The following is an 11,879-nucleotide window of genomic DNA, read 5'->3' as shown; positions in this document are numbered from 1 at the left end:
TTCCGGGCCCCTCGGGCACTGCGGTGGGTCCGTCAGCCACGCGCGGCGGTGACGGCGGCGCCCAGCGCCTCCTTGATGCGCGGACCGAGGCGGCCGAAGCCCAGCTCCTTCATCGCGGCGCGCAGCAGCTCCTCCTCGCTGCGCTCGACCCCGTCGCCGTCCACCCAGCGGACGACCGCCAGCAGCTCCTCCGCCGAGTAGGCGGTCACAGGCCGCCCGGGCGTGAAGTCCGGCTTCGCCGGGCGACCGGCGGACGCGGCCGGCTCGACGGGCTGCTCCTCCGCCTCGACCGCCACTGCCTCGGCGGCGGACTCCTCCTCCACCGGGGCCGGAGCCTCGGCGGCGGGCTCGACGGCGGCCTCCGGCTCGTCCGTCACCTCGGCCTCGACGGCCACCGGCGCCTCAACGGCCTCCGGGGCCTCGGCGATCGGCTCGGGGGAAGCCTCGGGGGTCGGCTCGGCAGCGGCCTCGACCTCGGCGACCGGCTCGGCGACCGGCTCGGCCTCGACGGCGGCCTCGGGCTCGACAGCCTCGGGCTCGGCCTCGACGGTCGTCTCCGGCTCCACCGCCTCTGCCTCGACGCCGGGCTCCTCCTCCACCACGGCGGGAGCCTCGACGACGGCCTCGGGCTCGGCGACCGCAACCTCAACGGCGGGCCCGGCCACGGCCTCGGCCTCGTCGGCCGTCTCCTCGACGACCTCCACCGACTCGGCGGCCACCTCGGCCACGACGGCCTCCGGCTCCACAACCTCAACCGGCGCCTCGACGGCGGCCTCGACGGTCACCTCGGCCACCGCCTCCAGCTCGACAGCCTCGGCCTCAACGGCCGTCTCCTCGACGACCTTCGGCTCCACAACCTCAACCGGGGCCTCGACGGCCGCCTCGGCGGTCACCTCGGCCACCGCCTCCAGCTCGACAGCCTCGGCCTCGACGGCCGTCTCCTCGGCGACCTCCACCGACTCGGCGGCCACCTCGGCCACGACGACCTCCGGCTCCACGACCTCAATCGCGGCCTCGGCAGCCTCAACGGCGGTCTCCTCGACGGCCTTCGGCTCCTCGGCCTCGACCGGCGCGTCCTCGGTCTCGACGAGCGCGGCAGCGGCGGCGGCCACGAGGTCGTCGGCCGCCGGGGACGGCGCCGGGAGGGAGACGACGGACGGCTCGTCCCCGATCTCCGCCTCGACCTCCGCCTCGGCCACCGGCTCCGCCGAAGTCTCGGCCTCGGCCTCGGCCTCGGTCACGGCCTCGGTCACGGCCTCGGTCACGGCCTCGGCCGCCTCGGCGGCCTCCTCCGCGACGACAGCCGCGGCAGGAGCCTCCGCCAGCCCGTCGCGCTGGCCGCCGGCCAGGGCCTGGCGGGCCGCGTAGGCGGCGTCGGCGGCGCGGCGGTCGGCCCTGGCGGCGGCGAGCTCGGCGAGCAGGTCGCCGAGTCCGGCCTCTTCCAGGGTGGTGCGCAGGCTGTGGATGGTGGGCAGGCGGTAGAGGGTGCCCTCGTCGGCAGCGAGGCGCTCGACGAGGTCGACGAGCTCGGCGAAGGGCAGGCCGTCGAGGTCATGGTCGGGCAGGACGCGGGCGAGTTCGCGCAGGCCGGCGTTGATCGCGTCGAAGGTCTGGGCGGTGCGCTCGACGAGGGTGCCGTCGCCGGGGGCGGTGGGCAGGGTGCCGGAGGGGGCGAGGGCGGCCCAGGCGCGGCGCTCGACCTCGGCGGAGGCGAGGGCCTCGTGGAGGTCCTCGCGGCGGGTGCGGCGCTCGGTGGCGAGGGCGGTGGCCTGCTTGCGCAGGGCGCGGGCGCGCAGCCAGGAGAGCTTGACGCCGCGCTCGCGGCGCCAGGCGCCGTCGGCCGTGGCGGCGGTGAGGGCGTCGAGGTCGGCGTCGTAGGCGGCGGCCGTCAGGGTGCCGGAGGTGCGGTGGACGCGCTGGAGGAGTTCGACGAGGAGCACGGTCTTGGCGACGGTGTCGGGTTCGTCGAGCTTGGCGTCGGTGGCGAGCGCGGTGACGGCCTCCCAGGTCCGGGTGAGGTCGTGGCCGCGCAGTTCGGCGAGGGCGCTGCTGGCGGCGCGGGCGTCCTCGGGGGTGGCGACGGTGTCGAGGGCCGCGTACCAGGCGTGGGTGTCGGTGGTGAGGGTGAAGGCGCCGAGTTCGGCGTAGCGGCCGAGGTCCTCGCGGAGGTCGGGCTCCGCGGCGGCGTCCTGGGGGTCCTTGACGTCTGCGGCGTCGGCGACGTCCGCCGGGTCGGCTGCGTCGGCGTTGCGCGAGTGAAGCACTGTCATGTGAGGTCCGGTTCTGGGCGACGGCGGCGGGGCTGGCGGCGAGGGGGCGACGGACCGTTCGCGCGGGGTGCCCCGGGGCCGGGGCGGGGGGCGCGCGGTCGAACCGCCGGTTGTGGACGCCCAGAATACGGGTGCCCGTTCGAGCCTTGCACGCACCCACCGTCCGACGGGCCGGTGTCGCGTGCCATGACGCCCGGCTGGGCGCTACTCGGGAGGTCCGGGCGGGTGACCGCCGGCGGGGCCGGGCGGGTGGTGGTGTCGGCCGTCCGGGCGACGGAGGCGATCGAGGGGGACGGTGCGGGTGCGCCGACCGGGCGGTGGCCGGTGGCCCGGGGGCGGGCGGTGGCCGGCTCGGGCGAGGGCGGCGAGGTCGACGGGGGCGAGGTATTCGGACAGGGGGGTGCGGTGCCACCACGCTCCGGTCCGCCGCAGTTCGCGCCATCCGGTGAACCGGTAGAGGTGGAGGGTCGCCCGGACGTGGGTCGGCGGGGCGTCGGGGAAGGGGTTGTGGCGCAGCAGGCGCAGGGTGGCGGGGTCGCCGGTGAGGAGGCGGGCGGCGAAGGGCAGGAACCAGGGGCGGGCGTAGCCGGGTGAGATGCCGGCGAACCACATGAGCCAGTCGAGCCGTAGATGGTAGGGGGCGTACTGGCGGGGCAGGCGGCGGACGTCGCCGGGTTTGCCCTTGAAGCCGTATTCGCGCCAGACGGTGTCGGGGGTGAGGACGGGTTCGTCGGTGCCTTCGACGACGACCTCCTGGCGGACGCGGTTGATGCTGCCGAAGGCGCCGTAGGTGTTGACGAGGTGGAGCCGGTTGAAGGAGCGGTTCATGACCTGGCCGCGGGAGAGCAGGTTGCGCACGGGCCAGTAGCTGAGGACGGCGACGGTCGCGGTGAGGGCGAGGACGAGGGCCTCGTACCAGGCGGGGGTGGCCGGGTAGGTGCGGGTGTGGACGGGCAGGCCGATGCGGGCGGGGTCGACGGCGGCGAGGGCGAGGGCGATGGTGAGCCAGTTGAGCCAGGCGAAGTTGCCGGAGGCGATCAGCCACAGCTGGGTGGCGGTGATCAGGCAGGCGGCGTAGGTGGCGACCGGCTGCGGGAGGAAGAGGCCGAGCGGGACGACGAATTGGACGACGTGGTTGGCGGCGGCCTCGACGCGGTGGAGGGGGTCGGGCAGGTGATGGAAGAACCAGCTGAGCGGTCCTGGCATGGGCTGGGTCTCGTGGTGGTAGCGCAGGCAGGTGAGGTCGCGCCAGCAGCTGTCGCCGCGGATCTTGATCAGTCCGGCGCCGAACTCGACGCGGAAGACCAGCCAGCGCATCAGCCACAGGACGGGGGCGGGCGGGGCGGTGTCGGCGGTGCCGAGGAAGGCGGCGAGGAAACCGGCTTCGAGGAGGAGCGACTCCCAGCCGAAGGAGTACCAGGTCTGGCCGACGTTGACGATGGAGAGGTAGAGGACCCAGAGCAGGGCCCACGGCAGCGGGGAGGCCCAGAGCGGGAGGGTGTCGCCGAGTCCGGCGGCGAGGGCTGCGGCCGCGGCGGCTCCGGTCCACGCGACGGCGGCGAAGTAGCGGTCGCTGTAGTGGAGGTGGAACAGGCTGGGTGCCCGGCGGAAGGGGACGCGGGCGGTGAAGCGCGGCACCGGGAGCATGCCGTGGACGCCGATCAGGGCGCGGAACTGGGCCGCGGCATTGAGGAAGCCGATCAGGTAGAGGCCGGCGAGCATCCGCTGGACGAGCAGCCGGCTCGGCCAGTAGTCGGGGGCGGCGAACCAGTCCATGCGGCCCATGCCTACCACCGCGGGCGGCTGGTCGGGCCCGAACGGGCGGGCGGGGGCGGGCGGTTCACCCGCTCGGTGGCGGCGGATGGCGGAGTTCGAACGGCAGGCGGCAGGCGGCAGGCGGTGGCGTACGGACGATCGGGGCCCGGGCCCGGACGGCAGTGGGGCGGGGAGCCTCTCCTCGGGGGTGAGAGGCGCCCCGCCCCACTGGACGGTCCGGTGATCTCGACGGTGCCGCGGACGGCCGCTCGGCGTTCAGCCCGGCAGGACCATTCCGCTCTCCCCGGCGATGCCCGGGCGGCCGGCGGATCCGTTCTGCTGGAGCCGGTCGACCAGGAGGGCGGCCAGCGTGCCGAGCTCCTCCTCGGTGCGGGACTGCGCGGTGACGTCCATGCCGACGGTGAGGACACCGTTGACCTGGCCGGTGCGGGCGGTGCGCATCGGGGTGCAGGTGAAGCTGAAGATCTGCTGCCCGCGCTGGTCGGGGCGCCCTGACTGGATCCGGACGTCGCCGAGGACGGTGGCCCGCCCGGTGTGGTAAGCCTCGGCGACGGCCTGCTGGAGGCCGGCCGCACCGAGCTGCGGGTAGGCGGCGCCGACCGCGCCGTACGCCACCGGGGCTCCGAAGGTCTCGGCGTGCTGGGCGTTGGCGTAGCGGATCTCCTGGCCGGGGCCGTCGGTGAGCATGATCGGGAAGGGCGAGCCGTCGAAGGCGGCGAACATCTCCTGCTGCTGGGCGAGCAGGGTGTCGCGCAGCCGGATCTCGGAGAGGAGGGCCTCGGCGAGGTGCTGGATGTCGCGCAGGCGCTCGCGCCCCCACTGGCGGGGTTCGCGGTCGAGGACGCAGACGGTGCCGATGACGGTGTTGGTGTCGTCGACGAGCGGGGCGCCCAGGTAGGCGCGCACGCCGAGTTCGTCGACGACCGGGTTCCCGGCGAACCGGGGGTAGGCGAGGATGTCGTCGAGGGCGAGCGGGGAGCGCTGGGCGACGACGTGGGGGCAGAAGCCGTGGCTCAGCGGCATCTCGCGCGTGGGGAGGTCGAACGCGATGCCCCGGTCGGCCCAGGAGGCGCCGTCGTCGGAGGCCGTGTCGGAGGAGTTTGGCGGAATGTAGAGCCCCCGGAACATCTGGCGCTCGTCGTTGATGAAGTTGACCATCGCGATGGGGGCCCGGGTGATGCTGGCCGCCAGGTGGGCGAAGCGGTCGAAGGCTTCGTCCGCGGAGGGTTCGTTGAGACCGAGGGTGCGCAGTCTGCGGGTGCGCTCGGACTCGCCGGCGGCACCCGGGAACTGGCCTTGAGTGCTCATCACATCAGTCATGGCGCACATGTAATCAGACATCCGGGGGGTTCGGCGCCCCCGGGCCGGGTGGTTCTGGTTGCTGATGGACAGTCAAAGCCGCATGTGAACGGCCGCTCGGCAGGTTGCCGCGGGGACGAAGATCACTTCCCATCCGGTCACATGGCGAAACCAAGCGAAATTCGGACGATCTTTTTCGCGCCAATCCAAGATCGGCTCTGGGTGACTTCCTTATGCCCATATGACAATGAGCCCTGCCGAAGACACGGACGGTAGCCCCAACCCCCGGGGATCCCGGCCGGAGTTCCGCACGCACCGGTTGCAAAGGGGCGAACGAGGGCAACCGGCCGCCACCCACGACCCCACACCCCACCGCAGCGGCGGCCGGCGCGGCATCGACGGCACGGACGGAGGCACGACACCCCGAAACGAGAGGACCCCGGCATGACCATGGACTACTTCACCGACGAGCGCCACGAGAGCCTCCGGGCGGAGGTGCGCGAGTTCGCGGAGAAGGAGATACGTCCGCACGTGGCCAGAATGGAGGCCGACCGGCAGGTGGAGTTCGAGCTGTCGCGCGAGATCGCCCGCCGGGGCTGGATCGGTGTGACGATCCCGCAGGTCTTCGGCGGGCTGGGACTCGGGCACCTCGCCAAGACCGTCATCGTCGAGGAACTGGCCCGGGTGAGCGGTGCGATGGGCGCCGTGGCCCAGGCCTCGCAGCTCGGCGTGGCCAAGGTCCTCCACTACGGCTCGGACGCCCAGCGGCGCAAGTGGCTCCCGAAGTTCGCCTCCGGGGAGGCCCTGCCCACCATCGCCGTCACCGAGCCGGAGTCCGGCGGCCACGTGCTCGGCATGGCGGGCACCGCGCGCCGCGAGGGAGACGAGTACGTCCTCAACGGGCGCAAGTGGTTCGTGGGCAACTCCCACATCGGCGACGTCCACGGCGTCGTCCTGCGCACCGACCAGGGCAGCCGGGGGCTGTCCGCGTTCCTCGTCGAGAGCGACCGCCCGGGCTTCCGCACCGGCACCCGCGGCTCCCAGAGCGGGCTGCACGGCTTCAGCTTCGGCGAGATCGTCTTCGAGGACTGCCGCGTCCCGGTGGGCAACCGGCTCGGCCGCGAGGGCCAGGGTCTGGACGTCGCCTACTCGTCGTCCACGCTCTACGGACGGCTCAACCTGGCCGCCGTCGCCCTCGGCATCCACGTCGCGATCGTCGAGGACACCGCGCGCTTCGCCGAGGAGCGGGTGCTGTACGGCAAGCCGCTCAACCAGCTGCCCAACATCGCGCTGAAGCTCGGCGAGATGCAGTCCCGGCTGATGACCGCCAAGCTCGCCGCCTACCACGCCTCGCACCTGCTCGACCACGGCAAGGCCTGCGACGCCGAGCTGATGAACGCCAAGCTCATCAACACCGAGTACGCGCTCGACTCGGCGCGCAACGCCATGGAGATCCACGCGGCCCGCGGCCTGCACACCGACTTCAACATCGAGCGCTACCAGCGGGACGCCACCCACGTCTACCCGCCGGCCGGCACCTCGGACATCCAGCGGCTGCGGCTCGGGCAGATCGCCTCGGGCACGTACGGCAAGCAGTGGTCGGCCGAACTGTCCGGGCCGGCCAGCTGGGCGTGGACCGAACTGGCCCAGCGGGAGGCGCAGCTGGAGGAGGAGGCCGAGCGCCGCGGCGGAGAGGTGATCACGATGCCGCTGGCGGGATAGCGGCCGGGCCCGGCACCGCCGTCGACCCCGATCGGACCGACCACCCCTGTTCGCCGGTCCGCCCACTCGTCGACCGTCCGCCGACGCCCCTGCCGATGTCTCAGCCGATGTCTCTGTCGGTGCCGCTGCCGATGCCTCTGTGGCCGACCCTTCAGCATACCGACGTTTGACCTGTTCCTGACGGCTCCGCGGAAGGATCCCCCGACCTCCCGCGGAGCCGTCCCCCTCACCGGGAAAACGGTTCGACCTGCGACGATCCGTCACCGCACCATCCGACGGAGGGTGTTCGCTTCTGCCATCAGCCGGTCACATATCGTCAGTTGATGTTGCGATGAGGGCACCTGGGGCTGGTAGCGTTCCTGCCGTCGGCGGCCGTGCTGCACCCCGCCCGGACACTGACACCGAGTCACCCCCGTGACACCGCGTCATGATCGTGACACTGCGTCACCCCCGTCCGGCAACCCCGGCCGTGGCGCCCCGAAGCCCCGGCCGGACCGCGCGCGGGCACAACCGCCGTTCGGCCCAGCAACAAGGAATCAGATGCCAGGCATATCGGCCCCCCGCACGGGCCACCGCGCCGGCCGGTCCGGCTCCCTCCGCAGCTCGCTCCTCCTCCTCGTGCTGGTCCCCAGCGTGGGCCTCGCCGCCGCCTGGGGCTACGCCGCCTACCTGCTGCGCGACGCCGGGCAGAACACCGCGCTCGCCGCCGGCAGCGCCGCCGTCGCACTGGTCCTGCTGGTCAGCCTGGTCCGCGGCATCCGCGCGGCCCGCTCGCTGCCGGCCCGCCTCGCCGGACTCCGCGCCGACACCCTCGCCCTCGCCCAGCAGGAACTGCCCGCCGTCGTCGGACGGCTGCGCTCCGGCGAGCCCGTGCCCGTGCCGCCGACCTGGTCCCCGTCCCGGCGCACCGGCGACGAGGCGCAGCAGATCGCCGACGGCCTCGCCGCCGTCCGCCAGGCCGCCGTCGCCGCGATCGTCCACCAGGCACAGGGCCGCGAGGGCACGAAGAAGGTCTTCCTCAACATCGCCCGCCGCACCCAGATCCTGATCCACCGGCAGATCAGCATGCTCGACGCGCTGGAGCGCGAGCACGAGGAACCCGAGCTGCTGCGCGAGCTGTTCGCCGTCGACCACCTCGCCACCCGCATGCGGCGCAACGCCGAGAACCTGGTGATCCTCGGCGGCGCGCTGCCCGCCCGCCGCTGGCGCAACGCCGTTCCGGTCGTCAACGTGCTGCGCAGCGCCGTGTCGGAGACCGAGAACTACTCGCGCGTCGTCGTGCAGGGCGTGCCGCGCGCCTCCCTCAGCGGGCAGGCCGTCGCCGACGTCATCCACCTCGTCGCCGAACTGATCGAGAACGGCACCACCTTCTCGCCGCCTTACACCCAGGTGCAGGTCTCCGCGCAGGAGGTCCCGAAGGGGCTCGCGGTCGAGGTCGAGGACCGCGGCCTCGGCATGGGCGAGGAGGAGTACGAGCGGCTCAACGACTACCTCGCCAACCCGCCCGAGCTGGACGTCTCCGCGCTCGGCGACGACCTGCGGCTCGGCCTGTTCGTCGTCGCGCGCCTGGCCGCCCGGCACGAGATCCAGGTGACCCTGCGCCCCTCGCCGTACGGCGGCACCCGGGCCGTGGTGCTGGTGCCGGCCGTGCTGCTGGAGAAGGCCGAGCAGCCGGCCGCGGTGCCCGGGCTGCCCTCCGGCGCACGCGTCACCCGCACGCCCGTGCCGGGGCCGCGTCCGGCGGCGGCGGACGATCTCGGCGTGCTGGACGGGGAGTTGGTGGACGACCTCGGCGTGCTGGAGGACGTGGCCCCGGGGCCCTCGATGCCCGCGGTTCCGGCCGTACCGGTGGTTCCCTCGATGCCGTCCATGCCGTCCATGCCGTCCATGCCGACTGTGCCCCCGGCGTCCTCGATACCTCCGGGCGCTTCGGCGCCGCCGGTCGGCTCCGCGCCGTCGGCTGTTCCGGCGCCTCCCGCGCTTCCGGTGCGTCCGGTCGGCGGTGGCTCTGGGTCCGGGGCCGGCTCCGGCTCCAGCTCCGTCATCAGCGAGCTCCTCGCCCAGTACCCCGTGGACGACGACCGGGACGACGCGCAGGCCGCTCAGCCCGCCAACGGCGGCCTGACCGTGGGTGCCTCGATCCCCGGCCTGCCCGGCGCCGTCGTCGTCCCCCGGCCCGTGTACCCGCGCCCGTACGACGACATGGCCGAGAGCCACGCCGACGGCCTCGGTGGCGACGGCACCGGTGGGTCGAGCGGGACGGGTGGGGCGAGCGGGACAGGTGGGGCGAGCGACGCGGTCGAGTCCGACCTCGGCACCGTGTCCGCCGACCGGATCGCGCCCACCCACGAGCGCGCGGCCGACGCCCCGTTCGCCCACGACCCGGACGGCGAACTGCGCACCCCGCGCGTCCTGCCGCAGCGGGTCCGCAACGCCAGCCTCGCCGAGCAGTTGCGGGAGGCCAACGCGCCCGGCGGCATGGCGGGCCCGACCGGCCCCGTCGCCCCCGCCCCAGCTCCCCGGTACGGCGGGAGCGACGGCGGCAGCGTCTACAGCGACTTCGGGGACGCCGGGCGGGGCGACGGCTCCCGGGGCGACGGTCCCCAGGGCGGCGGCGCTCGCGGTTACGCCGACGAACCGTCCCCCCAGCGCTCCCGCGCCACCATGGCCGCCATCCAGCGCGGCACCCGGACCGCCCGCGCGTCCGACCCCGTGCCGGGCGCGCCGACCGCACCCGGCACGCCCACCACACCTGCCACACCTGCCACGTCTGCCACGCCCATCGCGCCGACCGCACCCACCACACCCCCCGCACCGGCCGCGCCTCCCGCCGCTAAGGAAGCCAAGGAACAGCAGTGATGACGCAGCACACCGACACCCAGCGCGACCTCAACTGGCTGCTGGACCAGCTGGTGGCGCGGGTACCCGAGACCCGGCACGCCATCGTCCTCTCCGAGGACGGCCTGCTGGTCGGCCTGTCCCAGGGCCTGGACCGGGCCGACGCCGAGCACCTGTCCGCCGTCGCCTCCGGGCTGCAGAGCCTCGCCCGCGGCGCCGGCCACCGATTCAACGGCGGACGCGTCCGGCAGACCGTGATCGAGATGGACCAGCTGTTCCTGTTCGTCACCACCGCCGGCCAGGGCGCCCGTCTGGCCGTGCTCACCAGCGAGCAGGTCGACGCCGGGCTGATGGCCTACGAGATCAACATGCTGGTCAAGCAGGTCGGCCAGTACCTCACCGCCGCGCCGCGCAGCGACGCCGGCCAGGTCGGCGTGGGTGGCGGTGCGTGACCGCCGACGCCGACGAGGCCTGGTTCTTCGACAAGGACGCAGGCCACCTGGTCCGTCCTTACGCGATCACCAACGGGCGCACCGGCCCGGTCCGTGACGGCTTCGCGCTGATCACCCTCGTGGTCACCGCCGACCCCCGCACCGACACCAGCCGGCTCACCCCCGAACCGGCCGCGATCATCGACCTGTGCCGCGAACGGCCACTGGCGGTGGCCGAGATCGCGGCCACGCTCGACCTGCCGGTGAGCGTGGTCAAGGTGCTCCTCGACGACCTGGCCGAGGCCCGGCTGATCCTCACCCGCGCCCCGGTCCAGCTCGCCGAGGCGCCGGACATCTCCCTGATCCAGGCCGTGATCGAGGGGGTCCGCCGGCTCTGAACCGGCGGCGGCCCCCTCACCCAGCAACTCCCACTCCCCTACCAGGAGACCGAATTGACGACCCAGAGCCTCGTGCCGGGCGCGGTCAAGATCCTCGTCGCCGGCGGCTTCGGCGTCGGCAAGACCACCATGGTCGGCTCGGTCAGCGAGATCGAACCCCTGCAGACCGAGGAGCGGATGACCCGCGCCAGCATCGGGGTCGACAGCCTCGAAGGCGTCCAGGGCAAGTCCACCACCACGGTGGCCATGGACTTCGGCCGCATCACCGTCCGCGACGACCTGGTGCTCTACCTCTTCGGCACGCCCGGGCAGTTCCGCTTCTGGTTCATGTGGGACGACCTCGCCCTCGGCGCCCTCGGCGCGATCGTCCTCGCCGACACCCGCCGGCTCGAAACCAGCTTCGCCGCCGTCGACTTCTTCGAGCAACGGGGCATCCCCTTCGCGATCGGCGTCAACTGCTTCCACGGCCGCCGCGACGCCACCCCGGAGGACGTCCGCCACGCCCTCGACCTCGGGCCCGAGGTGCCGGTCGTCCTCTGCGACGTGCGGGAACGGGCCTCCAGCAAGGAGCTCCTGCTCGCCCTGCTCGACCGCGTCCACCGCAACGCCCTCGCCGGGCGGCGCTGAGGCGCGGGGGTAATGACGGGTGGGGGTACTGACGGGCGGGGTGGGGTGCCGTTTCAGGCGGAGGCGGGCGTCTCCAGGGCCGCGAGCGCACGGACCAGCGGTGCCAGCTCCGGTACCTCCGCCGCCCGGGCCAGCGTCGCCTCCAGGGCGGCGTCGTGCACCGGGCGGGCGGCGGCGAGCAGTTCCCGGCCCTCCGGCGTCAGCTCGGTGTAGATCCCGCGGCGGTCGTCCGGACAGAGGTAGCGGCTGAGCAGGCCGCGACCCTCCAGCCGCGCCACCAGCCGGGTGGTCGCGCTGCTGCTCAGCGCCGCCGCCCGGGCCAGCTGCTGCATCCGCATGTGCCAGCCGTCCTGGCGCGACAGCGCGTCCAGCACCGTGTACTCGACCACCGAGAGCCGGTGCTCCGCCTGGAGCGCCTTCTCCAGCGCCGTGTCGATCAGCCCGTGCAGCGCGGCGAGCGTGCGCCAGCCGCCGGCCCGGATCTCGGCGGCGTCGTCACGGATCCCCATGGCTCGACT

The 11,879-nt window shown here is 73.8% G+C and carries 9 protein-coding genes; 5 read left to right on the top strand and 4 right to left on the bottom strand.

What is annotated here, in order from left to right:
- Positions 1-32: 32 nt before the first annotated feature.
- The 3 genes from ACFVSN_RS09845 to ACFVSN_RS09835 all read right to left on the bottom strand — a co-directional run bounded on the left by ACFVSN_RS09845 (position 33) and on the right by ACFVSN_RS09835 (position 5,366).
- Positions 33-2,270, bottom strand: coding sequence for a hypothetical protein (locus ACFVSN_RS09845; protein WP_387954375.1), 2,238 nt, complete (start codon positions 2,268-2,270; stop codon positions 33-35).
- A 204-nt stretch (positions 2,271-2,474) separates the two neighbouring features.
- Positions 2,475-4,046 carry a lipase maturation factor family protein gene (locus ACFVSN_RS09840; RefSeq protein ID WP_387954687.1) on the bottom strand — a complete coding sequence of 524 codons (1,572 nt, stop codon included), beginning with the start codon at positions 4,044-4,046 and terminating at the stop codon, positions 2,475-2,477.
- A 255-nt stretch (positions 4,047-4,301) separates the two neighbouring features.
- A complete protein-coding gene (locus ACFVSN_RS09835) occupies positions 4,302-5,366 on the bottom strand; it encodes a GAF domain-containing protein (RefSeq protein ID WP_380500494.1) in 1,065 nt (354 codons plus the stop codon).
- Between the two features lie 423 nt (positions 5,367-5,789).
- On the opposite strand from ACFVSN_RS09835, the gene ACFVSN_RS09830 reads away from it, so the two are divergent.
- The 5 genes from ACFVSN_RS09830 (at position 5,790) to ACFVSN_RS09810 (ending at position 11,361) form a co-directional block, all read left to right on the top strand.
- A complete protein-coding gene (locus ACFVSN_RS09830; protein WP_380436183.1) occupies positions 5,790-7,067 on the top strand; it encodes an acyl-CoA dehydrogenase family protein in 1,278 nt (425 codons plus the stop codon).
- 540 nt (positions 7,068-7,607) lie between these two features.
- The gene (locus ACFVSN_RS09825) at positions 7,608-9,926 is read left to right on the top strand and encodes a sensor histidine kinase (RefSeq protein ID WP_387954374.1); all 2,319 of its coding nucleotides are present in this window, start codon (positions 7,608-7,610) and stop codon (positions 9,924-9,926) included.
- The gene (locus ACFVSN_RS09820) at positions 9,926-10,357 is read left to right on the top strand and encodes a roadblock/LC7 domain-containing protein (protein WP_359957272.1); all 432 of its coding nucleotides are present in this window, start codon (positions 9,926-9,928) and stop codon (positions 10,355-10,357) included. The genes ACFVSN_RS09825 and ACFVSN_RS09820 overlap by 1 nt, the downstream gene beginning before the upstream one ends.
- Positions 10,354-10,734 carry a DUF742 domain-containing protein gene (locus ACFVSN_RS09815; RefSeq protein WP_380436179.1) on the top strand — a complete coding sequence of 127 codons (381 nt, stop codon included), beginning with the start codon at positions 10,354-10,356 and terminating at the stop codon, positions 10,732-10,734. Before ACFVSN_RS09820 ends, ACFVSN_RS09815 begins: the two co-directional genes overlap by 4 nt.
- A 54-nt stretch (positions 10,735-10,788) precedes the next feature.
- Positions 10,789-11,361 (top strand): ATP/GTP-binding protein, encoded by a 573-nt coding sequence (locus ACFVSN_RS09810; protein WP_380436177.1) that lies wholly within the window; start codon positions 10,789-10,791, stop codon positions 11,359-11,361.
- Between the two features lie 53 nt (positions 11,362-11,414).
- Here ACFVSN_RS09810 and ACFVSN_RS09805 read toward each other — a convergent pair whose 3' ends face one another.
- A complete protein-coding gene (locus ACFVSN_RS09805) occupies positions 11,415-11,870 on the bottom strand; it encodes a MarR family winged helix-turn-helix transcriptional regulator (protein ID WP_380436175.1) in 456 nt (151 codons plus the stop codon).
- Between the last annotated feature and the right edge of the window lie 9 nt (positions 11,871-11,879).

Source organism: Kitasatospora sp. NPDC057904 (assembly GCF_042887925.1).
In the GTDB taxonomy this organism is placed as follows: domain Bacteria; phylum Actinomycetota; class Actinomycetes; order Streptomycetales; family Streptomycetaceae; genus Kitasatospora.
The sequence above is the reverse complement of the archived record's forward strand: the minus strand, read 5'-3'. Positions and strand labels throughout refer to the sequence as shown.

Coding starts and splice junctions, on each gene's coding strand:
- ACFVSN_RS09845 (WP_387954375.1), bottom strand. CDS start 2,270: ATGACAGTGCTTCACTCGCGCAACGCCGACGCAGCCGACCCGGCGGAC.
- ACFVSN_RS09840 (WP_387954687.1), bottom strand. CDS start 4,046: ATGGACTGGTTCGCCGCCCCCGACTACTGGCCGAGCCGGCTGCTCGTC.
- ACFVSN_RS09835 (WP_380500494.1), bottom strand. CDS start 5,366: ATGACTGATGTGATGAGCACTCAAGGCCAGTTCCCGGGTGCCGCCGGC.
- ACFVSN_RS09830 (WP_380436183.1), top strand. CDS start 5,790: ATGACCATGGACTACTTCACCGACGAGCGCCACGAGAGCCTCCGGGCG.
- ACFVSN_RS09825 (WP_387954374.1), top strand. CDS start 7,608: ATGCCAGGCATATCGGCCCCCCGCACGGGCCACCGCGCCGGCCGGTCC.
- ACFVSN_RS09820 (WP_359957272.1), top strand. CDS start 9,926: ATGACGCAGCACACCGACACCCAGCGCGACCTCAACTGGCTGCTGGAC.
- ACFVSN_RS09805 (WP_380436175.1), bottom strand. CDS start 11,870: ATGGGGATCCGTGACGACGCCGCCGAGATCCGGGCCGGCGGCTGGCGC.